The following is a 23,440-nucleotide window of genomic DNA, read 5'->3' on the forward strand; positions in this document are numbered from 1 at the left end:
AAAATTATTCTGTTCTCCCTTTTTTTTCTATTAATTCGTCCATTAATTTGAATATTTCGGGTAAATTGAAAATTCCTAAATTTTTCCCATCTAAAGCTCTTAAGGCTACTGAATCAGTTTCCTCTTCTTTATCTCCAATAACTCCAATTAAGGGAACTCTCCCAAGAGTTGCCTCCCTTATTTTATATCCTATTTTTTCATTTCTAATATCAACTTTTGCTCGATAACCCCTAGAACTCATTAATTGATTAAACTCTAAACACTTTTCAATATTTCTATCGGTAATGCTTAATAAAATTATTTGATATGGTGCAAGCCAGATTGGAAATTTAGCTTCATATTGTTCAATTAAAATCCCAATAAATCTTTCAAAGGATCCTAAAATTGCTCTGTGAAGCATTACTGGATTTCTTTTTTCATTATCTACATCAATGTAAGTGGCATCCAATCTTATTGGCATTGAGAAATCAACCTGAATTGTTCCACATTGCCAGACTCTATTAAGACAATCTTTTAATGAGAATTCTATTTTTGGGCCATAAAAAGCACCTTCCCCAGGTTGAAGTTCCCATTTTAGATTCTTATTATCGAGAGCTTTGGTAAGAGCCTCTTCTGATTTATCCCAAATCTCTTCACTTCCAACCCTTTTTTCAGGACGAGTTGATAATTTAATAATGATTTCATTAAAACCAAAAGTTTTATAAACCTCGAAAACAAGATCAATAAAAGTAGATACCTCTTCTTGGATTTGTTCTTCTGTGCAAAATATATGTGCATCATCTTGAGTAAAGTTTCTTACTCTCATCAATCCGTGTAGTGCTCCAGAGGGCTCATTTCTGTGGCAAGAACCGAATTCAGCAAGACGAATAGGTAAATCCTTGTAACTTTTTAAACCTTGATTAAATACTTGAATATGGCATGGACAATTCATTGGTTTAATTGCATAAGTTCTATTTTCTGATGCGGTAGTAAACATATCATCTCTGAATTTTTCCCAGTGACCGGATTTTTCCCAAAGTGATTTATCAACAGCTTGTGGGGTTTTAATTTCTAAATAATTATTTTTTTTAAGTATTCCTCTTATGTATTCTTCCAGTACCTGATAGATTGTCCATCCATTCGGATGCCAAAAAATCATTCCTGGAGATTCATCTTGTATATGAAAAAGTGAATGTTTTTTTCCAAGTTTTCTATGATCTCTTTTTTCAGCCTCTTCAATTCTTTTTAAGTAGTCATTGAGTTCTTTTTCTTTAGCCCATGCAGTTCCATATATTCTCTGTAATGATTCATTCTCGCTATTACCTCTCCAGTATGAACCTGATAATTTAAGTAACTTAAAGTGTCTCAAATGTCTTGTGTTAGGTACGTGAGGCCCTCTACACATGTCGATATATTCTTCGTGCTTATATAAATTGATGAGACCTTCTTCAGGAATTTCTTCAATTATTTTTAATTTAAAAGTCTCATCTCTTTCTTTAAAAGTTTTAATTGCCTCTTCTTTAGAAACTTGTAAAATTTCAACGTCATAGTTTGTTTTTATTAATTTATTAATTCTATTTTCGATTTTTATTAAATCTTCAGGAGTAAATCTGTATTCAGAGAAAATATCGTAATAAAAACCATCTTCAATTACAGGCCCAATAGCCATTTTAATATCAGAGTAAATTTGTTTAACTGCATGACCAATAAGGTGAGCGAAGGAATGTCTTATTATTTCAATTCCTTCTTTATCTTTTGATGTGATGATTACAACTTTGGAATCTCTATTTATAGGAATAGTTGCATCAATTAGAACATCATTTACTTTCCCAGCAATTGTTGCTTTAGCTAATCCAGCCCCTATACTCTGGGCAATTTCTAGAATAGTTACAGATTTTTCAAAAACCTTTTTTGAACCATCAGGCAAGGTAATTATTGGCATAATTTATTTCTCCATTTCAAAGAATCCCAATTTTGATTTAACTCTTTTTAAAGTCTTATTTGCTAAATCTTCAGCTTTTTCCTTCCCTTGATCAAGGATTTTATTTAGTTGATAGGGATCATTAATTAATAATTTATATTTTTTCTGAATAGGTTCTAGTGATTCAATAAGTTGTTGAGTAATTAATTTTTTAAATGTCCCCCATCCAGTCTCTAAGAATTCATTTTCACATTGAGAAATCTCTTTGCCAGTTAATATTGAATAAATCATCAATAGATTTTTAGATTCTGGTCTCTCAGGGTTGTTAAATTCAATTCCAATAGAACTGTCACTTTTTGCTCTTTTAATTTTTTTTGTGATTATTTCAGGAGGATCTAATAAGTTAATGCGACTGCCCTCATTAGGATCACTCTTGCTCATCTTCTTTGAACCATCAATTAAACTCATTATTTTTGAACCATTCTTCATAATAATTGGCTGAGGGATTTTTAAAATATTTTTATCTTTACTAAATCTGGCATTAATTCTTTGTTGTGCAATATCTCTGGCAAGTTCAAGATGTTGTTTTTGATCCTCTCCAACTGGTACAAAGTCAGCATCATACAGAAGGATGTCTGCCGCCATCAGGATCGGATAGTCAAATAATCCAATAGATACATTATTACCCTGTTGTATAGATTTTTCTTTAAATTGAATCATTCTTTCCATCCAATTTATTGGGGTCATGCAATTTAATATCCAACAAAGTTCTGAATGAGCAGAAATTTGACTTTGGACAAAAATTGAGCATATTTCGGGGTCTATCCCACAAGCAACGTACAAAGCCGCAGTGGAAAGAGTATTCTTGGATAATTCTTTAGGATTATATGTAGCTGTGATTGCGTGCAAATCAACTACACACAGAAATGTTTCATATTGATCTTGAAGCGCAACCCAATTATTAATGGCCCCAAGCCAGTTCCCAATGTGTAAATCACCAGTTGGTTGAACTCCAGAAAGAATTCTTTTTTTATTCGCCATCCTCTTCTAATTCGGTAGATTGGATCTCTTCAGTTGTTGTACTTTTTACAGGTCTTGCAAAAGGATCAGGTACTGTTTTTGTCTTTTCTTCATAAGGATTTTGTGATTGTCTATTCGGAGAAGAGTTTTTATTATTTTTTGCATATTCTGTGATTGATTCAATCAATTTTTCGTCTTTGATCATTTCGCTAAGTGTTCTGACGGAGAAACCCAGAACTGCAACGGTAGATCTCAATTGAAAGGCCTCTTGTATTGATTTAACAGCTTTCATTTCGTTATCACTTAATCTTATGCGGAATCCTCCTCCATCTCTTCTGCCGCCCGATCTATCTCTGAAATTAGATCTTTCATTGTTAGTACGACCTCTGTAATTTTCTTGTCCAGGATTATTGCTGAAATTTGAATTAGACATCTTGATGTTTCGTAAGTTATTTAAATAGTCTATTAACTTAGCATCTTGTTATGCAATAAGTCTTTTTAAAAGCCCTAAATTTTTATCTTTTGATTAACGACTTATGAAATTTTGCTTTTCTCATTCACAACTTGCATTAAAATAAAATTAGAAAAAAAAAAGTATTGTGTTTGATATTAGTAAAGACAACCTTTTAAAGGATTTCATAAAATTTCCAAAAAAAAATCTTCTTATTATTTTATTATTATTAGGTTTTGGGGAATGGTTTGTTAGTGACTTAATTCATTTTGCAGGCGGCTCAATAGGATTTTTTGCTTTGTGTTTGGGGGGATATTTTTACTTGAAGAATGATAAGCCTAAATTTAATGAGCCAAATAATTTAGATGGTTGGATAAATCTATGTAATGAAGATTTAAATTTTTTTGAAGAACTTGAAGCAACAAATGAATTAGAAAAACAGAATTCAAAAAGAAAAAAAATACTTGAATCGATTCTTAATAGATTTGATGAAAAAGAAAAAATAAGTTGTATTGGACAAAAAGATTACCAAAGTTGTCAGTCTGTTTTGAAAAGTTATTTCAAAGCAGATAAATTTGACTTTGATTTATACGAAAAACTGCCTAAATACAATTCTTCTCAAGTTATTCCAGAAGAAGCTTTGAAGAGTGATGCAATCTTGTATTTTATAAACTTGCCTTTGTCTGCAAATGATTTTTTGTGGCTGGAAAAGTTTCCTAAAAATATGCCAATCTGGTTGGTGGCTTCAACTTCCAACGAAATAGAAGAGAAAAATCAGATAGAAGATCTAAAGTCTCAAATTTCAAGTGAATTTATAAATAAAATTATTACTTTTGATGTAAATAAGAATGAAATAACAAATATACCTTTTTCGTTAAGGAAGTTTTTCATAAGTTCATCTAAAAATATTGAAAATACAAAAAAAAGGCTCTTGAAAGAGCTTCATGTTGCTTGGCAATCTGAAATTGAAGGGATAAGAAGAATGCAGTTAAAAGGTATACAAAGAAAAAATCAAATTCTAGTCGCGACAACTGTTTTCTTATCTCCTATCCCATCAATTGATGTTTTGGCAATGACAGTACTAAATTCATTAATGATTAAAGAAATTAAGTCCATATGGGGATGTAATTGGTCTCCTGAAATTTTAGATAAAGTATCTAAAGAGATTTTAAAAACTGCAATTGCTCAGGGAGTTATTGAATGGAGTGGACAGACTCTAATTGGCATAACAAAATTACATGGCCCAAATTGGCTTGTCTCTGGAACATTTCAGGCTGTAAGTGCTGCTTATTTAACAAGAGTAGTATCTAGTTCTTTGGCTGATTTTATGGCAATAACAAAAGGAGTAGAAGAACCTGATTTGGATTTTATAAAGAAAAATTCTGAGAAAATTGTTGAAAAAGCTTTTGAAAAAGAAAAAATAAATTGGAAAGGATTTATTTCTGATATTAGAAAACCACTTATGAAACTATCTTTTAGTTCATAATCTAAGGTTGAATTTTAAATATGAGAAAAAATATTCTTTTTTTAAGTTTGTTACTTCTGCTTTCTCTTGCTTCAGGTTCATGTAAGAAAATATCAAATAAAAATGAAACTAAAGAAGTAATACTGGCAAGTTTCACTGTTTTGGCGGACATAATTAGCAATGTTGCTAAAGATGATTTTATTGTTAGATCAATAACGAAACCTGGAGTTGAAGTTCATGGCTACCAACCAACTCCAAGCGATTTGGTAAATGCCTCTAGTGCTTTTGTTTTTATTGATAATGGATTTGGATTTGAATTATGGGCTGAAAAATTTGTTTCTAATTTAAAAGTTAAAAGAATTACTGTCGCGGAAGATTTAGATCCTATTTTCATTAGTGAAGATTTTTATAAAGGGAAACCCAATCCTCATGCCTGGATTTCTCCAAAAAGAGGAATCCTATACGTAGATATTCTCGTGGATTATTTATCAGAATTGAGGCCATCCAAAAAGGCATTATTTGAAGAAAATGGAAAAATTTATAAAGATAAACTCTCTAAAATAGATAAAGAATTCTCACTTTTTATTAATAACTTAAATAAAGACAGGAGGTATCTAGTAAGTTGTGAGGGTGCTTTTTCATATTTAACAAATGATTATGGATTAGAGGAAGTTTATTTGTGGCCAGTTAATGCTGAGAGTCAAATTACTCCCAAAAGAATGACAAGAACAATCTCTTTAGTTAAAGAAAAAAATGTCCCATCTGTATTTTGCGAAAGTACTGTAAGTAACGAATCTCAAATGGTTGTTGCAAACGAAACTGGGGCTAATTTTGGAGGAAATCTTTTTGTTGATTCATTATCTGATGATAGTGGGCCTGCTAGTTCCTATATAAAAATGCTAGAGCATAATTTGGATTTGATTAAAAAAGGGCTTTTTTGAATTATGGAAACAATCAATTATCAAAACTTTAGGATTGATGCAGAGAATATTTGCGTTGATTATAACGGTAAGGTGGCTTTGTATGATGCCAATTTAAGATTGAAGCCTGGCCAAATTTGTGGGTTAGTAGGGATGAACGGGGCTGGTAAAACAACTTTTTTTAATGCTTTAACTGGCTTTGTAAATATTTCAAAGGGAAAAATTAGAATAAATGGAGAGTCTGTAAGATCTGCTCAAAAAGATCAGACAATTGCATATGTTCCTCAAAATGAGGGAATTGATAGTCAATTTCCAATAAGTGTTTGGGATGTAGTGATGATGGGAAGATATGGTTCGATGAATATTTTTAGGTGTCCTAGAGAATCTGATGTTCAGGCTGTTAAAGATGCTATTGAGAGAGTTGATCTTACTGATCATTTATCTACACCTATTGGAAACTTATCTGGAGGTCAGAGAAAACGAACTTTTTTAGCTAGAGCAATCGCGCAAAGAGCGTCAATATTACTTCTTGATGAGCCTTTTTCAGGAGTTGATATAAGAACTGAGAAACTTATCTCGGAATTATTTATTCAATTTAAAAATGAGGGGAAAACTATATTATTATCAACGCACGATATGATTCATGTCCGTGAATTTTGTGATTTGGTCCTTTTGATAAATAAAACTGTTGTAGCTTATGGCGAGACCTCTGAAGTGTTTACCCCTGAAAATATTACAACCACTTTTGGAGGGATCTCACCTGATTTTTTGTTTGGACCTGAATCCTAAATTTTCAATTATATGGAGCTCTGTTCTTTTTTAACTTTAGATTCATTCATAACAGATCCTTTAACTCATGATTTTATGAGAAAAGCACTTCTTATGAGTTCATTAGTTGCAGCTGTTTGTGGTTTCCTATCAAGTTATTTAACTCTTAAAGGATGGGCATTAATGGGAGATGCAGTGTCACATTCAGTAATGCCTGGTGTTGTGGTTGCTTATGCATTAGGTCTTCCTTTCTCATTAGGGGCATTTATTTTCGGAGTTGGTTCTGTAGCATTGATAGGGTTTATTAAGCAGAAATCTAGAGTTAAGGAAGATACTGTTATTGGGTTGGTATTTACTGGATTTTTCGCTCTTGGAATCGTATTGGTTTCTAAGATTAAAAGTAATATTGATCTGCACTCTATTCTTTTTGGAAGCCCATTAGGAATATCACTTTCAGATGTAAAACAAACAATATTAATTTCCTTATTAGTAGTAATCCTTTTATCAATTTTTAGAAAAGATTTAATGCTTTATTGTTTTGATCCCAGGCATGCAAAAACAGTTGGGATTAATGTATTTTTTCTTCATTATTTACTCCTCACATGCTTATCTTTGGCAGCTGTTGTGGGCTTGCAGTCTGTTGGAATTATTTTGGTAGTTGCAATGTTGATTACACCAGGTGCTACTGCATATTTACTTACGGATAAGTTTGATAATATGACAGTAATTTCAGTATTAAGTGCAGTTATCTCAAGCCTAATAGGAATCTATGTTAGTTTTTGGTTTGATCTTGAAACAGGTGGATCAATTGTTTTAGCACAAACTTTTATATTTTTATTTGCTTTTTTATTCGCTCCTAGATATGGAATATTTAAGTTAAAGAAATTACTTGCTGGTTATAAATGATAATGGTGGAAGAAACTTTAAATAAAAAGTGGAATTGGTGGCCATTATTCCCTTTATATCCTTATGGAAAAAAGAAAACAATTTTAAGAGAATTAATTCCTGATCAAATATGGTCCTTGGAACAAATACAGGGACTTTATTATGTTGCGGTTCCAATAAGAATGACGGTAATAAAGGTTGATAATGGATTGATGCTAATAAATCCACTGCCTCCAACAAAAGAATTTATAAATGAGTTAGAAAAATTAATTGCGACTCACGGCAAAGTAAAAACAATAATTCTACCGAGTGCCTCTGGACTAGAACATAAAATTGGACTGCCAGCTCTTTCAAGAATTTTTAAAGATGCAGAAATTTGGCTTTGTCCTGGACAATGGAGTTTCCCCATAAATCTACCACTAGATTTTTTAGGAATTCCATCAAAAAGATCAAGAATACTTTTTGAGGAAGGTACTCCACATTCAAAATTCTTTAAATGGTCTTCTTTAGGCCCACTTAATTTAGGACTTGGAAGATATCAGGAGATAAGCTGTTTCCATTATCCTACTAAAACTCTTCATGTAACAGACGCAATAGTTGGAATAGACTCTACACCACCTGAGATATTTAATTTTGATCCAACTCCACTTCTTTTTCATTCTAGAGAGAGAGGAGATGAACCTTTGATTGATTCCATCGAACAAAGAAAAAAAGGATGGAAAAGGTTAGTCTTATTTTCATCTTTTTTAAAACCAGGTAAATTAAATATTCCACCTTTAAAAAAAATATTTAAGTATTCATTCAAAAAAGATCTTAGAAATTGGAGATCTCATTTCGGTATTTATCCCTTTTTATGGGACGAAGATTGGGAATCATCTCTTGTTGAAATAATGGGTAAAGATACTCCTAAGATTCAAATTGCACCAGTTTTACAAAAATTAATTTTTCCGCGTTCAAAAGAAGTTTTACTTAAGTGGTTAGAAAATATCAAGTCTCTTGAAGATATGGAATATTTAATCCCAGCTCATTTTACGGCACCTATAAAATTTACAATAGAAGATTGTCAGAAATTAATTGATGAAATTAATTCCAAAAAGTGGGACAAACTTCCTGAGGATAATAAATTTTTGATGGGTTTATATAAAAAGTTGTACGAATTTGGAATAATTCCTGAAGAAGTAAATCTCTAAAAAATATTATTCTTCAATAGACATGTTCTCATCATTTTTAAGAGTTTGTTCCAGCTCTTTTCTTTGCTCCATTTGTCTTAAGAAATATCCTGTCATCATTGCCGAAGATAATAAATTAGCGATGTTCTCTTTTGAAGATGTTATTTTTACATCAAATTGATCTGAAGGAAGCATTCCAAGAAGACCTTGAACATTATGTCTAATAATTTCTTGAATATCTTCACTAGCTGATTTTGCTACTCTTTGCAAAACTTCCGGAGATTGTTTTTGTAAATATTGAATTAAATCATTCTCATCATTTGGATCATTATTTTCAGTGGCAAGAAATTCTGGATTAAACATTTCTACAACTTCAAGATATAAAAACCCTACAACATTACGTACCCATTAATCTAAATTATTAAGGGCAGGGAACCGAATAGGTCCAATTTTATTTAACGGCCAATATCTAAAAATAGCTTTACCAATAACCTTTTTATAGGGTAAAAATCCCCAAATATGTGAGTCCATACTGTTATTTCTATTATCTCCCATTACCCATAATGACTCTTCTGGGACAATAAAAGGCCCTATAGAATAATTAATATTTTTGTCAGTAACATAATTTTTTTGAGCTATATCATTTAAGTAAAGGTTACCGTCTCTTACTTCTACCTTGTCTCCAGGTATTCCAATTACTCTTTTTATTAGTGCAGTATCTGCTTCATAACCAACATTAATTAATTGTTCCGGAACTTTAAAAACAACTATTTTATTTTTAAATTTTGAAAGATTTGATTTGGATGTAATTTTAGGGGTAACTTTCTCAACAAGAATTTTATCTTGTATTTGAAGAGTCGGAAGCATTGAACCGGATGGGATCCATCTTGGCTCGATAACCTGCCATCGTATAATTAAAGCAATAGATATCCAAATTAAAAGATTTCTTAAATCCTTGATTATTGAATTTCTTTTTTCTTCAGTTTTAGGCATGTTTTATTTAATTCAATTATAAGGAAAAATCCCAAAGCATTTATATAAATTATGACATCATCTATTGAATGCAAAAATTTTCTTAGAAGTCTACAACTTTTAAATCTTTTTATAAAAATAGGAGTTCAAAATTTAATACTATGTCCTGGTAGTAGATCAGCGCCCTTGGCAATAGCTGCCGGAGAATTAAATAAATTAGGACTGGTAAATATTTTTAATTCGATAGATGAGAGATCTGCAGGTTTCCACTCACTTGGTATTGCTGCTGCATCAGGTAATCTTTCTTTAGTTATTACAACTTCTGGAACTGCCGTAAGTAATTTATTACCAGCAGCAGTTGAGGCAGACCGATCTTGTAAAGGCATTATATTTCTTACTGCTGATAGACCCTTAAGATTAAAAGATTGTGGGGCTAATCAAACAGTAAATCAGGAAGATTTTTTGAGTTCTGTCTGCAGAAGAGTATTAAGTACAAATCTCAATGGACTCCATGAAACAAAAGAAAATGAAATTTTAAATTTAGTGCAAATTATTGAGAAACAAATATCCACCTTCCCTGGTCCTATTCATTTAAATATTCCTATTGATAAGCCTTTAGATATTTCTTTTTTTAATAAAAAAAATGTTTTAGAGATTTTTGAGAGAATTTATTTAAAGAAAAAATATGTCTTTCAGGAAGTTGAAATAAAGTCTGATAACAACAAATTCTTAGAAATTTCAAAAAGTTTAAACTTAGATGAATCTGGCATTATTTTGGTAGGTCCCTATCAAGGTTCCATAAATGACTTGTCTTCTTTCAATAAATCTTTAGAACAATTACAAGAAATTACGGGTTGGCCAGTATTTGCTGATCCTGTTTCAGGTGTTTATTCTGATTTGAGAGGGTTAGTTGTGAATTGGGAATTAGTCTTAAGAAAAAATAAGAATTTAATTAATTGTCATCAACTTTTGAGGCTAGGAGCAATGTCATCCTCAATTGATTTGGAGAAGTTTTTAACAACCTTCGAAGGGATACAAATTCTTATTAAAGAAAAAAACTATAGAAAATTGGATCCTTTAAAAAAATCATATGAATATGATCTTGGGTTATCAAATTTTATTACTCTATTGTTAGCAGAATTATCAATAAACGAAAAAAATAAAAAGTCTCTTACCCCGTTAGCCCTTGATCTAATAGAAGGAGGTGAGCAAATTAAAGAAATCTTAAAAGAAAAAATTACTAATGATAATCAAATTACTGAGTATAAGCTTGCAAACCTTGTTCCAAAACTTTGGCCCGCTAAAAATCCAATAATGCTTTCTGCAAGTAGCCCAATTAGAGATTGGCTTACATTTTCTGAGAATGGCACTTTAACAAGAAATTGTTTCAGTTTTAGAGGAGCTTCAGGCATAGATGGTACTTTATCCCTTGCATTAGGAATTTCTAGAATTAAAAATCCTCTACTTCTTGTGACTGGAGATTTGGCATTTGTTCATGATATAAACGGTTGGCTTATTGAAAATTCAATTGACATGAATTTAACAATCCTTTTAATTAATAATAATGGTGGAAATATATTTAATCGTATTTATAAAAAAAATCTAAAAGAAGATGAATTAAAAAAACTATTTCTTATGCCTAAAGAAATAAACTGGCCAAAACTTGCAGAGAGCTATCAAGTACAATTTAAAAGTGTGACAAATTTTAAAAAATTAAGAGAGGCATTCGAATGGAGCATTTCTATCCAGAAATCTGTAATAATTAAAGTTGATGTTGATCCGGAAAATGAAATTAGTGAAAAAAATAACCTGCTTAAAAAAATAATTAGCAGTTAAATTTATTATTTTCTATTCACAAATAATTTAGGATTTATGAAAGTATTACCTGGTAAAACAACATTAAATTGGTCAGAATGCAGATCTTATGAGGATATATTGTTTCATAAATCAAATGAGGGAATTGCGAGAATAGCTATTAATAGGCCTGATAAAAGAAATGCTTTTAGACCTCAAACTGTTGATGAGCTTATTGATGCATTTAATGTCGTGAGAAATGATGAAAGTATTGGGGTGGTTCTTTTTACAGGTGCAGGACCTGATAAGAAAGGTATTTATTCTTTTTGTTCTGGAGGAGATCAAAGTGTTAGAGGCGAAAATGGATATGAAAATGATCAGGGAAAGCAAAGATTAAATGTACTTGAATTACAAAGATTAATAAGAAGTTTGCCTAAAGTGGTAATAGCCTTAGTTCCTGGTTTTGCAATAGGAGGAGGTCAAGTCCTCCATTTGATTTGTGATCTCAGCATCGCCTCCGAAAATGCAATATTTGGTCAAACAGGTCCAAAAGTTGGAAGCTTTGATGCGGGATTTGGATCTAGTTATTTGGCTAGACTTGTTGGTCAAAGAAAAGCAAAGGAAATTTGGTTTTTGTGTAGAAAATATAATTCTAAGGAAGCTCTAGAGATGGGCTTGATAAATGCAATTACAAAGATTGAAGAATTAGAAGCTGAGGGTGTAATCTGGGCAAGAGAGATTTTACGAAATAGTCCAACTGCTATTCGTATTCTTAAAGCTTCATTTAATGCGGAGAATGATGGAATTGCTGGTATTCAAGAATTATCTGGATACACAACTCAATTATTTTATTCGACTAAAGAAGCTCAAGAAGGTAGAGATGCCTTTCTTGAAAAACGTCAGCCAGATTTTTCTGACTACAAATGGACACCATAGTTGATTTTTTCAAAAGAACTTTTAAATAACTATCAATGAGAATTCTTCTTGCCGCTGCTGAATGTGCTCCAATGATCAAAGTTGGAGGTATGGGAGATGTAGTTGGTTCATTGCCTCCGTCGTTGATAAAACTTGGTCACGATGTAAGAGTAATAATTCCAGGCTATGGGAAATTGTGGAGCCTATTAGAGGTATCTAATGAACCAGTCTTTAGATCAAATACTATGGGGACTGATTTTGCTATTTATGAAGCAAAACATCCCATTCATAATTATGTGATTTACCTAGTGGGTCATCCAACATTTGACTCTGACCAAATATACGGAGGCGAAAATGAGGACTGGCGCTTTACATTTTTTGCTAGTGCAACTGCAGAATTTGCCTGGAATTGTTGGAAACCTCAAGTTCTCCATTGCCATGATTGGCACACTGGAATGATTCCTGTATGGATGCATCAGGACCCAGAAATTAGTACTGTCTTCACAATTCATAATTTAAAATACCAAGGCCCTTGGAGATGGAAACTTGAAAAAATGACTTGGTGTCCTTGGTATATGCATGGAGACCACACAATGGCTGCGGCAATGTTGTATGCAGATAGGGTTAATGCTGTTTCTCCGACTTATGCAGATGAAATTAAAACCCATGAATACGGGGAAAGCCTTGAAGGATTACTTAATTACATTTCAGGTAAATTAAGGGGAATTCTTAATGGTATAGATCTTGATGAATGGAATCCTGCCAAAGATCCCGTTTTACCTGCAAAATTTAGTATCAAGAATTTAGAAAATAGGCTTGAAAATAAAAAAATTCTGCAGAGAGAAATGGGTCTCGAAGTTAATCCTAAAAAATATCTTTTAGGTATGGTCAGTAGGTTAGTTGATCAGAAAGGCGTTGACTTACTTCTACAAGTTTCAAGAAGACTTTTAGCATATACAGATTCGCAAATAGTTGTTTTAGGGACTGGAGATAGATATTTAGAGTCAGGATTATGGCAACTTGCATTAGATTACCCAGGAAGATTTTCTGTATTTCTTACCTATGATGATTCTTTATCGAGACTTATATATGGTGGCTCTGATGCATTTTTAATGCCAAGTAGATTCGAACCTTGTGGTATTAGTCAACTACTCGCTATGAGGTATGGTTCTATTCCTATAGTAAGGCGAGTAGGAGGTTTAGTTGACACAGTTTTACCTCATGATCCAGAAAATAATAGTGGCACAGGTTTTTGCTTCGATCGCTTTGAACCCATAGATTTCTATACATCTTTAGTAAGGTCTTGGGAGGCCTTTAGGCATAAAGATAGTTGGGAATTATTGCAAAAAAGAGCAATGAGCCAAGAGTTTAGTTGGCAAAGATCGGCACTTGAATATGAAATTATGTACAAAGATGTTTGTGGAATAAAAGAGCCATCTCCAGATTTTGCTGAAGTTGAAAAGTTCTCTTACGGACAATCTGCTGATCCATCTTTAAAAAAAACATGACTTAATTTTTTGATGGAATTCTCTTTATCAGAATTAAACGATGTTTTGGGGGATATTAGAAATCTGAACGTGGGGAAAAAAGATTTTTTGAATTTTAAAAATATAAGTATTGATAGTAGAACTTTATTAAAAAATGATCTTTTTATAGCTATCAAGGGTAAAAATTTTGACGGACATAGTTTTCTTCCAGAGGTTTTAAATAAGGGAGTTAAATCAGTAGTAATTAAAAAAGGGATGCAGAGATTACTTCCTAGAAATTTTCCTTGTTGGGTTGTAAATGACACAATAGAGGCATTTCAAAAATTAGCATTACTAAAAAGAAAAAAATTAAATATTCCTATTGTTGCAATAACTGGCTCAGTGGGTAAAACAACAACAAAGGAAATGATTGGTGTAGTTTTAAATAAACTTGGAAGAATTAAATTATCTCAAGCAAATTTTAATAATGAGATTGGAGTTGGCCTTACTATTCTCGCTACAGGTATAGAAGATAAAGTTTTGGTACTTGAGATGGGGATGAGAGGTCTTGGACAGATCGAGAATTTATCTAAATATAGTGAACCAAATATTGCAGTTATTACTAACATTGGCACAGCTCATATTGGATTGTTAGGCTCGAAAAAAAATATTGCTCTAGCAAAGTGTGAAATTAGTAAGTTCTTAAATCCAGAAGGAGTTGTAATAATTCCAGCAAATGATCCATTCCTAGAAAAAACTTTAAAAGAATTTTGGAAAGGGAGAGTGATAAAAGTAAAGCTATTAAATATAGAAAATCAAAAGGAGAGTTTTGATAAAGATGATAATTTGCGAGGATTTTATAATCCTTCGAACAAAACAATTTTAATTGAAGAAAATACCTTTAAAATTTCATTTGAGGGATTTCACAATGCTTCAAATTTCTTATTTGCTTATGCAGTTGCTAAAGAGCTAGGCATTGATTTTGAAAGTTTTAATAAATTTGATTTTGTAAGTTTAGGTGGAAGAAATAAAATTCTTAAATCAGTAAAAACAACAATATATGATGAATCATATAATGCTTCGCCAGAGTCGGTAAAAGCATGTATTAAAAACCTGATTGAAAAACCGAGAAATAAATTTTTTATATTTGGAAGTATGCAAGAATTGGGAGAAGAATCTGAAAAATATCATAAAGAAATATTCAACTTAATAAATAATTCAGACATAGAAAAGTGTTTATTTATTTGCGATAAAAAAAATGAAAAAATTTACACCAATTATCTAAAAGATAAGAAAAAATTTTTAGTTTTAAATAATATTAAAGATGTGCCTAAAGAGATAAACAAATCTACAAAAAAAGGGGATTCTATTCTTATAAAAGGGAGCAGATGTTGGCAACTTGAAAAAATTATTGAATTAATTAATTAGATTAGGATTTCTTTCTTTCCCAATTTTCTATATTCACTTGCTTAGTTCTTGAGATTGCTAATGAATTATCTTTGGAGTCTTTTGTGATCACTGAACCAGCTCCAGTTGTAACTGATTCCCCGATATTAATTGGCGCTACAAAAACTGTATTTGCACCAATACTGGAATTTTTACCAATTTTTGTTTGATGTTTTTTCTGACCATCAAAATTTGCAGTAATAGTACCTGCTCCAATATTTGTAGAGCTTCCAATAATAGAATCGCCAATATAACTTAAATGATTTACTTTAGATTCTTCCTCTAATTGACTATTTTTGATTTCAACAAAATTACCTATTTTGCTAAAGGAAGATATTTTGGAATTAGGTCTTATATGACTATAAGGGCCAATTTTTACAGAATCTATTATCTGAGATGCATAAACAGTAGAGTTTGAAATTTCACAATTTAGTCCCACATTAGAATTATCAATAAAAGTATTTGGTCCGATAATGCAATTACTTTTTATTTTGGTTTTTCCTCTTATATGTGTATTAGCCTCTATAATTACATCCTTACCAATTTCAGCTTCTTCACTAATTGAACAACTTGCTTTGTTTATAAAAGTTACACCATTCAGCATATGCTTTTCTTTAATTGAATTCTGAATACTTTCCTCGCACTCTGACAGTTGAATTCTATTATTAATTCCTTGAAGCTCTCCATTATCCTCTACCTCGAGGCCTAAGGAATTTTTTAGCAAAGATACCGTATCTGTTAAGTAAATCTCTTTTTGATTATTATTGCTTTGCAAGGTATTAATTATTCCTGACAAGTTACTCCAGTTAAAACAGTAAATACCTGCATTTATTAATGGATTTTCTCTTTCTAGATCATTGCAATCTTTTTCTTCAACAATTCTCTCTATAAAATCACCCTTCAAAAAAACTCTGCCATATCCATGAGGATTTGTTTTCTTTGTAGTAATTAAAGAAACATCAGCATTTTTTGAATCATGTAAATACAAAAGTCTTTTTAGAGTGCTAGGTCTAATTAGTGGCACATCTCCGTTAAGTACCAATAGTGTTCCTTCATGATTTTTTACTTCTCTACAAAGTACCTGTATAGCATGACCGGTTCCTGATTGAGGTTCTTGAATAACAAAATGGATTTTTTTATCGTTTGGGACTGACTTTTGTACTTCTTTTGATTTGTGCCCAGTAATTACGAAAATTTGATCAGGTTTTAATGCGACACATGAATCAATTACCCTTTGTAGAAGACTTTTGCCAGAAATTTTATGTAAAACTTTTGGCAATGAGCTTTCCATCCTAGTGCCCTTGCCCGCTGCTAATATCGCAACACTTAACATGTTTATTTGAAATACTTATTTAAATCTAACTCTTAATGGATAACTTCGTCATTCCCCATTTCTCCCTCCATTTTTTTGTCGATAATAGATTTGAGAATAATTGCTCATCTAATCTTCTATTGATTATATCGTCTTTACTTGAGTTTAAATCTTTATCTCTATATGGAATACTAGCTTTAGTTAAGAGATGTTCTTCTTCCATTAAAGATAACTTCTCGAAATTGAAATTAGGTTTAAATTTATTCTCATCAAATTTTGATATTGCGACAGTTCCCTGACTCCAAAAAGTTCTGTTTTTAAAACTAGGCTTAATAGTAAAAATGTCTAATCCAAGATTTCTTAAAGTTTTTCTTACTGCTGCTGAAGAAGAATAAGTTATTAAATAACCCTGAGAATTAAGATTTTCTATGACTTTAGATAAAAATTCAATTGTCCATACTTGTGGGCATTTTTGAGGAGAAAAACCATCTAAATAAATCAGATCGAATTTAATAGATGAAGGAATAATGTTGATTTTTTCTCTAGCATCACCCCACAAAATACTGCACTTAAAAAATTGATCCTCAAAGTAATCTTTTTGATAAAGTGATTCAAATATTGTTCTGACTTTTGGAGCCCATAATTTAAAAAAAGATTCATTTCTAAGCGAATATTCAAGAGGCTTTTTATCAATCTCTAACGCATACAAATTCAAATAGGATTTTTGTTTAATCAATTCATCTAATAAAGAAGCAGAATTGTATCCTAAACCAAAACATATATCCAAAACATTAAGAGATTTTCCCTTAAATCTTTGCAAATTAGAAGTAGCTGTAAACTTTGACTTTGTTTCCTCCAATGCGCCCAATAAACTATGGAAGTTCTCTTGAAAAAAAACACTTCTTAGAGAGTAACTACCATCTTTAGTTAAAACTTCTATTAATTCAGACAAAAACTTTTTAGGCTAGTTAGTTAGTTTGGCCAGTTCTTCCCAAAAAGTGGGATACGAGACGCTAGCTGCATCTGCTCTCATAATTTTTGAGGTACCTTTGGCAAGAAGTGAAGCAATAGCAAGACTCATTGCTACTCGATGATCTGTCTCACTATCTACTTCCGCAGAATGAAATTTTGATTGCCCATTAATAATTAACCCATCCTCTTTTTCTGTTATTTCAGCACCGAATTTTTGTAACTGTCGTGCCATGACTTTTAATCGATCTGTCTCCTTAACTCTTAATTCTTGTGCATCTTTAATTTCAGAAACTCCATTACAAAAACAGGCAGCCACAGTAAGGATAGGAATTTCATCTATAAGTTTTGGGAGAATATCTCCTTCAATAGTGAATGATCTTAAATTATTTGAAGTCTTTACTTTAATAGATCCAATAGGTTCACCTGCAATAGTCGATTTATCTAAAATCTCATAATTACACCCCATTGAATCCATTACATTTAAAATCCCTGTTCTAGTCGGATTTAGTCCGACATTCTGAATTAAAATTTCAGAATTTGGAACAATAGATGCAGCAATCATCCAAAAAGAAGCAGAGCTTATGTCACCAGGAATCAATATTCTCTGGCCAATTAAGTTGCCCCCTGACTTGATAACTACATTCCTTCCTAGTTCTCCTCTGATACTTATGTCTGCTCCAAAAGCTTTTAACATTCTTTCAGTATGATCTCTTGAAGATGCTGGTTCAATAACAGAAGTGGTTCCAGAAGCTTGGAGGCCTGCCAATAAGATTGCAGATTTTACTTGAGCACTCGCTACAGGGGTTCCTATAACACACCCTTTTAATTTATTCCCATCAATTGAGATTGGAGCTTTGTTTCCTTTTTCTCTTCCAAAAATTTTGCCACCCATTAACGATAACGGTTTGCCCACTCTCCCCATTGGCCTTTCATTTAGAGAAATGTCACCTGTTAAGATAAAATTCCTGCCTTCTTGACCGGCAAGTAACCCCATTAATAATCTCATGGTGGTTCCCGAATTCCCACAATTTAGAATTTCTTTTGGCTCTTTAAATCCATCAAGACCCAAACCTGAAATAGTAAAAGGCTCATTTTTTTTTATTTCTGGTATATTTACACCTAACTTTCTAAGACAATCAGCAGTTGAAAGTGGGTCTTCAGAATGTAAGAAACCCTCAATAGTAGTCTCACCCTTAGCAATACTTCCTATTATTAGAGCTCTATGAGAAATAGATTTATCTCCAGGTACTTTTACTTTTCCTTTTAAATTAACTCCACCTTTTATTGTGCGGATATTATACATTTTCAAATTAAATACTTGATAAGATTTCTGTAAAAACAAATTAGTTATATATTATCAATAAGTTTGTTTTTAAAAAAAAAATTATCAAATTAAGTAACTGTTTTCTATAATAAATTCAGAAAAAAGGATTTGATTATTAATCTTACTTATTACCACGTTGCAAAGGATGTTCCTGAAAATAGTCCAGAAATTGCAATTGTAATCGATGTTTTAAGAGCCACAACCACAATTTCTTGGGCTTTAAAAAACGGAGCTGATGCAATACAAGTTTTTGCAGATTTAGATTTATTAAAAGAATCTGCAATTAAGTGGCAAGCTGAAAAGAGACTAATGCTTGGAGAGAGAGGCGGAAAAAAGATTGAGGGCTTTGATTTAGGCAATTCTCCTTTATCAGTTACAAAAAAAGTTGTTAATGGTAAAAGACTATTTATGAGTACGACTAATGGGACTAAATCATTGCAAAAAGTCCAAAATGCTAAGCATTTATTTGCTATGGGTCTCCCAAATAGGAAAGCAGTTGCCGAAAAAATCATTTCATTAAAAAGTGAAAATGTTTTAATACTTGGTAGTGGTTGGGAAGGCTCTTATTCACTTGAGGATTCTTTAGCTGCTGGTGCTTTGGCTTCATACCTTAAACAGAACTGTGATTTCGAAATTAATATTCTGAATGACGAATTACAAGCTGCTTTGGCACTTTGGGATGTCTGGAAAAATGATATTTTGAAATGTTTAAAAACAGCAACCCATGGCAAAAGATTGACAAGTCTTGGAGATTATGAGGATGATTTTAGATGTTGCTCTGAACTTGATTGCTTAGATATTGTTCCAGCTCAAGTTGAAAGAGGTGTGATTCGTGCCTCATGATTTACGAATTGGTTCATTAGGAGTAAAGTCTTGACTGATTTTTTGGTAGCTGCATTGCAAATTACAAGTACTTCAAATGTTGAAGCAAATTTTACTGAAGCAGAAGAACAGATTGAACTAGCTGCTAGAAGAGGTGCTGAATTAATAGGATTGCCTGAGAATTTTGCTTTTTTAGGAGGAGATGATGAAAAGCTTAGATTAGCTTCTGAATTGTCAGAAAAGTGTGCAAATTTCCTAAAAACCATGTCTCAAAGATATCAAGTATTTCTTTTGGGAGGAGGGTATCCTGTCCCTGCCGGTGATGATAGTCATACTTTTAATAGGTCAGCCTTATTTGGGAAAGATGGACAGATATTGGCAAAATACGACAAGATTCACTTGTTTGATGTTGATTTGCCAGATGGAAATTTATACAAGGAATCGTCCACTATTTTATCTGGGGCAGAGTATCCACCAGTTGTAGATGTCCCAGGTTTATGCAAAATAGGATTATCGATTTGTTACGACGTTAGATTTCCTGAACTTTATAGATATTTGTCTTCGAATGGAGCAGAGCTAATTATGATTCCCGCAGCTTTTACAGCATTCACTGGAAAAGATCATTGGCAAATCCTTTTGCAAGCAAGAGCAATTGAGAATACAGCATATGTAGTCGCTCCAGCTCAAACTGGAATTCATTATGGGAGAAGGCAAAGTCATGGTCATGCAATGGTAATTGACCCTTGGGGGACAGTTTTATCTGATGCAGGAAAGACTCAGGGAGCCGCAATAGCTCCTGCTGATAAAGAAAGAGTAAAGAAAATTAGGGAGCAGATGCCAAGCCTTAAACATAGAAAAATTAAATTGTTTTCAAACTAATGATAAAGTTTTTAGATAATAAACTTTTTCGTTATTTATCCGTTTTTTTATTTTTAAATTCTTCAATCCTCCCAGTTAAATCTTCAAGTGCTCTTGCGGCATGGGCTATAAACACTAATGGGGTTTTAGAATTAAGAACCAAATCAAATTCAAATTTAAAAGCATATTTTCAGAAGGCTACCCAAATATATGGAGATAGATTCTGGGTAGATTTTCCGGGAGAATTAAAAAATCCCAGAATTATAAAAGGTAATGGTCCAATAAAAGAAATTAGATTAGGTAAACCAAATAAGGGTAAAACAAGATTAGTAGTTGAATTTAAAGAAGACACTTATTTGAAACCTTTGACTTGGCAAATGGTTGGCTTAGATCAAAATAGATGGAGAATTAAACTATTTAACTCAAAATATTCATTTAAAAAGATTGGTGAAGGTTTAGTTGAAAAGAAAAGAGGAAATATCAAAGTAAATCAAAATTTAATTCATAAGAAGAGAAACAATTATGGTTACTTAAAATTACCAGAGGTAAAACGAAACAAGTTTGAGGTTGTAATCGATCCAGGGCATGGAGGACCTGATCCAGGAGCAATAGGTATTGGTGGTATTAGAGAAACAGATGTTGTTCTAGAGGTTTCAAAAATAGTTAAGAATTTACTTTCTGAGAAAGGTGTCAAAGTAAGGTTGACTAGAACAAATGACGTTGATTTGGATTTACCTCCAAGAGTTTCCATTGCTAATAATACGGATGCAGATATCTTTGTAAGTATTCATGCAAATGCCTCAAGAGGTAAAAGAAGGGACATAAATGGATTGGAAACCTTTTATTACAGGGGGTGGAGAGGAAGATTACTCGCGAAAAGAATTCAAAAACAAATTTTAAGAGTTTCCCCTGGGAGTCCTGATCGAGGAGTTAAACAAGGTCGATTTTATGTAATTAAAAATACTAGGATGCCTGCAGTCCTTGTAGAAATTGGATTTTTAACGGGAAGATTAGATGCAAGAAGATTAGAAAAAATAACCCATCGAAAAAGATTAGCCTATGCAATTGCAAAAGGCATCCTCGAATATCTAGGTAAAGTAGGGTGAAACTTAAAATAGGTATATTTGATAGCGGAATAGGTGGTTTTACTATCCTTAATTCTTTACTAAAAACACGTAAAGATGTAGAAGTTTTCTATTTGGCCGATACAAAAAGGATACCTTTTGGGAGTAAAAATTCTAAAAAGATAAGATTAATTGCAAAGGAGATTTGTACTTTTTTTGTTGATAAGAATTTGGATGCACTTTTAGTTGCTTGTAACACTACAAATGCGTGTGCGCTAGATATTTTAGAAGATAATTTAAAGGTCCCTTGTTTTGACCTTATAAACTCAGTATCGGAAATAGTTGATAAACAAATAATTGGTGTCATAGCAACACAAACAACTGTTCGATCATCGTATTACAAGAAAGCTATAAATTCTAAAAAAGAGAATAAGATAATATTTCAGCAAGAATGTCCAGAATTAGTATCAGAAATTGAAAAAGAAAAATTAAATCTTGATAAGTTAAATAGTCTTTCAGACTTATACTTAAGACCATTAATAAACAAAAATATTGAAGAATTAATACTTGGATGTAGTCACTATCCTTTAATTTATGACTTTTTTAGAAAAAAATTAGATTCGAATATAAAAATCATTGATCCATCGGTAGCATTAATAAAAAAATTTAATGAATCTTTTGCTATTCCAAAAACTGACCGCTATGAGAGTATTTCTCTCGAAAATGTAAAATTTTTTGTTACTTCAGAAAGAGATGAGTTTTCCAATAAAGTAAAATTTTGGCTTGGAATTAATAAAGAAATTAGGTTAGTTAACCTCCGAAGTAATGTTTGATTCCTTAAGATATAGAAGAGGTCAATCATGAATACAGTAACAGAGCTACTACAACCAGTTGAAAATGATCTTGATGATCTTATTTTTGAACTGAAAAATCTAATAGGAGCTGGTCATCCAATTCTTCAAGCCGCAGCAGAACACCTTTTTAGTGCTGGTGGGAAAAGGTTGAGACCTGGTATAGTTTTATTGATTTCAAAAGCTATATCTCCTAAATTTTGCTTAACAAGCAAACATAAAAGGCTTGCTGAAATAACTGAGATGATTCATACAGCCTCATTAGTCCACGACGATGTTGTTGATGAGGCGTCTACAAGAAGAGGAGTAGATACAGTACATAGCAGATTTAATACAAGAGTAGCTGTTTTGGCGGGTGACTTTTTATTCGCACAAGCAAGTTGGCATCTAGCCAATCTTGACAATGTAAATGTAGTTAAATTACTTAGTAGAGTAATAATGGATTTAGCAGAGGGTGAAATCAAACAAAATTTAAATAGATTTGATTCGGCTCAATCTTTTTCCAAATACATCAATAAAAGTTATTGTAAAACTGCATCATTAATAGCCAATAGTTGTAAAGCAGCTGGTGTTTTGAGTGGGATTAACGACGAAAACTTAACCTCGTTGTACGATTTTGGCAAAAATATTGGTTTAGCATTCCAAGTTGTAGATGATATTCTTGACTTTACTGGAAATGATAAACAACTTGGAAAACCTGCTGTAAGCGATCTTGCTAGTGGTTATCTTACCGCCCCAGTTTTATATGCCTTAGAAGAAAACAAAAAATTGTCAGTTCTTATAAACAGAGAACTTGCTGAAAAAGATGATTTAGATGATGCTCTTAATATCATCATGAACTCTAAAGCTATTGAAAGTTCCAGGAAACTAGCTGAGGATTTTGCCATGCTTTCTAAAGAAGCTATAGTCTGGCTTCCTGATTCAGAATATAAAAGAGCTTTAATGGCTCTTCCAGAATTTGTTCTAAGCCGTATTTATTAAATCTATTAGAAATAAATCTTTGAGCTAAATTAATATTAAAATTTTTGAAAACCTTAATTTTTTAGACTAAATTTATTAAGCATAG

22 protein-coding genes are annotated in these 23,440 nt (G+C 32.1%); 14 read left to right on the top strand and 8 right to left on the bottom strand.

Features of this window, described 5'->3' with window-relative positions:
- Positions 1 to 4 precede the first annotated feature (4 nt).
- From thrS to HA145_RS03120, 3 genes are read right to left on the bottom strand one after another with little or no spacing between them, the layout of a single operon-like run.
- The gene (gene thrS, locus HA145_RS03110) at positions 5 to 1,921 is read right to left on the bottom strand and encodes a threonine--tRNA ligase (protein WP_209127803.1); all 1,917 of its coding nucleotides are present in this window, start codon (positions 1,919 to 1,921) and stop codon (positions 5 to 7) included.
- Between the two features lie 3 nt (positions 1,922 to 1,924).
- The gene (gene trpS, locus HA145_RS03115) at positions 1,925 to 2,941 is read right to left on the bottom strand and encodes a tryptophan--tRNA ligase (protein ID WP_209127804.1); all 1,017 of its coding nucleotides are present in this window, start codon (positions 2,939 to 2,941) and stop codon (positions 1,925 to 1,927) included.
- The gene (locus tag HA145_RS03120) at positions 2,931 to 3,353 is read right to left on the bottom strand and encodes a hypothetical protein (protein ID WP_209127805.1); all 423 of its coding nucleotides are present in this window, start codon (positions 3,351 to 3,353) and stop codon (positions 2,931 to 2,933) included. Before HA145_RS03120 ends, trpS begins: the two co-directional genes overlap by 11 nt.
- A 166-nt stretch (positions 3,354 to 3,519) precedes the next feature.
- Between HA145_RS03120 and HA145_RS03125 the strand changes: the two genes are divergently transcribed.
- From HA145_RS03125 to HA145_RS03145, 5 genes are read left to right on the top strand one after another with little or no spacing between them, the layout of a single operon-like run.
- On the top strand, positions 3,520 to 4,857 hold the full coding sequence (locus tag HA145_RS03125; protein ID WP_209127806.1) for a YcjF family protein: 1,338 nt from the start codon (positions 3,520 to 3,522) through the stop codon (positions 4,855 to 4,857).
- Between the two features lie 20 nt (positions 4,858 to 4,877).
- The gene (locus tag HA145_RS03130; protein WP_209127807.1) at positions 4,878 to 5,777 is read left to right on the top strand and encodes a metal ABC transporter substrate-binding protein; all 900 of its coding nucleotides are present in this window, start codon (positions 4,878 to 4,880) and stop codon (positions 5,775 to 5,777) included.
- Between the two features lie 3 nt (positions 5,778 to 5,780).
- Positions 5,781 to 6,545, top strand: a complete 765-nt coding sequence (locus HA145_RS03135) for a metal ABC transporter ATP-binding protein (protein WP_075507783.1) — start codon at positions 5,781 to 5,783, stop codon at positions 6,543 to 6,545.
- A gap of 12 nt (positions 6,546 to 6,557) precedes the next feature.
- Positions 6,558 to 7,430 (top strand): metal ABC transporter permease, encoded by an 873-nt coding sequence (locus tag HA145_RS03140; RefSeq protein WP_209127808.1) that lies wholly within the window; start codon positions 6,558 to 6,560, stop codon positions 7,428 to 7,430.
- Positions 7,427 to 8,599: a DUF4336 domain-containing protein gene (locus HA145_RS03145; RefSeq protein WP_209127809.1), complete on the top strand. Its 1,173-nt coding sequence runs from the start codon at positions 7,427 to 7,429 to the stop codon at positions 8,597 to 8,599. Before HA145_RS03140 ends, HA145_RS03145 begins: the two co-directional genes overlap by 4 nt.
- Before the next feature lie 6 nt (positions 8,600 to 8,605).
- On the opposite strand, the gene HA145_RS03150 is transcribed toward HA145_RS03145, so the two are convergent.
- Positions 8,606 to 8,941, bottom strand: a complete 336-nt coding sequence (locus HA145_RS03150) for a DUF760 domain-containing protein (RefSeq protein WP_011862621.1) — start codon at positions 8,939 to 8,941, stop codon at positions 8,606 to 8,608.
- Positions 8,942 to 8,986: 45 nt separating this feature from the next.
- A complete protein-coding gene (gene lepB, locus HA145_RS03155) occupies positions 8,987 to 9,571 on the bottom strand; it encodes a signal peptidase I (RefSeq protein ID WP_209127810.1) in 585 nt (194 codons plus the stop codon).
- Between the two features lie 51 nt (positions 9,572 to 9,622).
- On the opposite strand from lepB, the gene menD reads away from it, so the two are divergent.
- The 4 genes from menD to HA145_RS03175 are packed head-to-tail and all read left to right on the top strand — an operon-like array spanning position 9,623 to position 15,153.
- On the top strand, positions 9,623 to 11,386 hold the full coding sequence (gene menD, locus HA145_RS03160; protein ID WP_209127811.1) for a 2-succinyl-5-enolpyruvyl-6-hydroxy-3-cyclohexene-1-carboxylic-acid synthase: 1,764 nt from the start codon (positions 9,623 to 9,625) through the stop codon (positions 11,384 to 11,386).
- Between the two features lie 36 nt (positions 11,387 to 11,422).
- Positions 11,423 to 12,280 (top strand): 1,4-dihydroxy-2-naphthoyl-CoA synthase, encoded by an 858-nt coding sequence (gene menB, locus HA145_RS03165; RefSeq protein WP_209127812.1) that lies wholly within the window; start codon positions 11,423 to 11,425, stop codon positions 12,278 to 12,280.
- A gap of 35 nt (positions 12,281 to 12,315) precedes the next feature.
- Entirely contained in the window at positions 12,316 to 13,767 is a 1,452-nt protein-coding gene (glgA, locus tag HA145_RS03170; RefSeq protein WP_209127813.1) for a glycogen synthase GlgA, read from the top strand.
- 12 nt (positions 13,768 to 13,779) lie between these two features.
- Positions 13,780 to 15,153, top strand: a complete 1,374-nt coding sequence (locus HA145_RS03175; RefSeq protein WP_209127814.1) for a UDP-N-acetylmuramoyl-tripeptide--D-alanyl-D-alanine ligase — start codon at positions 13,780 to 13,782, stop codon at positions 15,151 to 15,153.
- A gap of 1 nt (position 15,154) precedes the next feature.
- On the opposite strand, the gene glmU is transcribed toward HA145_RS03175, so the two are convergent.
- From glmU to aroA, 3 genes are read right to left on the bottom strand one after another with little or no spacing between them, the layout of a single operon-like run.
- On the bottom strand, positions 15,155 to 16,504 hold the full coding sequence (glmU, locus tag HA145_RS03180) for a bifunctional UDP-N-acetylglucosamine diphosphorylase/glucosamine-1-phosphate N-acetyltransferase GlmU (RefSeq protein WP_209127815.1): 1,350 nt from the start codon (positions 16,502 to 16,504) through the stop codon (positions 15,155 to 15,157).
- Positions 16,505 to 16,529: 25 nt separating this feature from the next.
- Positions 16,530 to 17,435 (bottom strand): MnmC family methyltransferase, encoded by a 906-nt coding sequence (locus tag HA145_RS03185; RefSeq protein ID WP_209127816.1) that lies wholly within the window; start codon positions 17,433 to 17,435, stop codon positions 16,530 to 16,532.
- Positions 17,436 to 17,447: 12 nt separating this feature from the next.
- The gene (gene aroA, locus HA145_RS03190; RefSeq protein WP_432421777.1) at positions 17,448 to 18,758 is read right to left on the bottom strand and encodes a 3-phosphoshikimate 1-carboxyvinyltransferase; all 1,311 of its coding nucleotides are present in this window, start codon (positions 18,756 to 18,758) and stop codon (positions 17,448 to 17,450) included.
- 135 nt (positions 18,759 to 18,893) lie between these two features.
- Between aroA and HA145_RS03195 the strand changes: the two genes are divergently transcribed.
- From HA145_RS03195 to sds, 5 genes are read left to right on the top strand one after another with little or no spacing between them, the layout of a single operon-like run.
- The gene (locus HA145_RS03195) at positions 18,894 to 19,622 is read left to right on the top strand and encodes a 2-phosphosulfolactate phosphatase family protein (protein ID WP_209128299.1); all 729 of its coding nucleotides are present in this window, start codon (positions 18,894 to 18,896) and stop codon (positions 19,620 to 19,622) included.
- A 30-nt stretch (positions 19,623 to 19,652) separates the two neighbouring features.
- Positions 19,653 to 20,480, top strand: coding sequence for a carbon-nitrogen hydrolase family protein (locus HA145_RS03200; RefSeq protein WP_209127817.1), 828 nt, complete (start codon positions 19,653 to 19,655; stop codon positions 20,478 to 20,480).
- Positions 20,480 to 21,565 carry an N-acetylmuramoyl-L-alanine amidase gene (locus tag HA145_RS03205; protein ID WP_209127818.1) on the top strand — a complete coding sequence of 362 codons (1,086 nt, stop codon included), beginning with the start codon at positions 20,480 to 20,482 and terminating at the stop codon, positions 21,563 to 21,565. Before HA145_RS03200 ends, HA145_RS03205 begins: the two co-directional genes overlap by 1 nt.
- The gene (gene murI, locus HA145_RS03210) at positions 21,562 to 22,356 is read left to right on the top strand and encodes a glutamate racemase (RefSeq protein WP_209127819.1); all 795 of its coding nucleotides are present in this window, start codon (positions 21,562 to 21,564) and stop codon (positions 22,354 to 22,356) included. Before HA145_RS03205 ends, murI begins: the two co-directional genes overlap by 4 nt.
- Before the next feature lie 27 nt (positions 22,357 to 22,383).
- Positions 22,384 to 23,355, top strand: coding sequence for a solanesyl diphosphate synthase (gene sds, locus HA145_RS03215; RefSeq protein WP_209127820.1), 972 nt, complete (start codon positions 22,384 to 22,386; stop codon positions 23,353 to 23,355).
- The last annotated feature ends 85 nt before the right edge of the window (positions 23,356 to 23,440 follow it).

Source organism: Prochlorococcus marinus XMU1411 (assembly GCF_017696075.1).
In the GTDB taxonomy this organism is placed as follows: Bacteria; Cyanobacteriota; Cyanobacteriia; order PCC-6307; family Cyanobiaceae; genus Prochlorococcus_A; species Prochlorococcus_A marinus_V.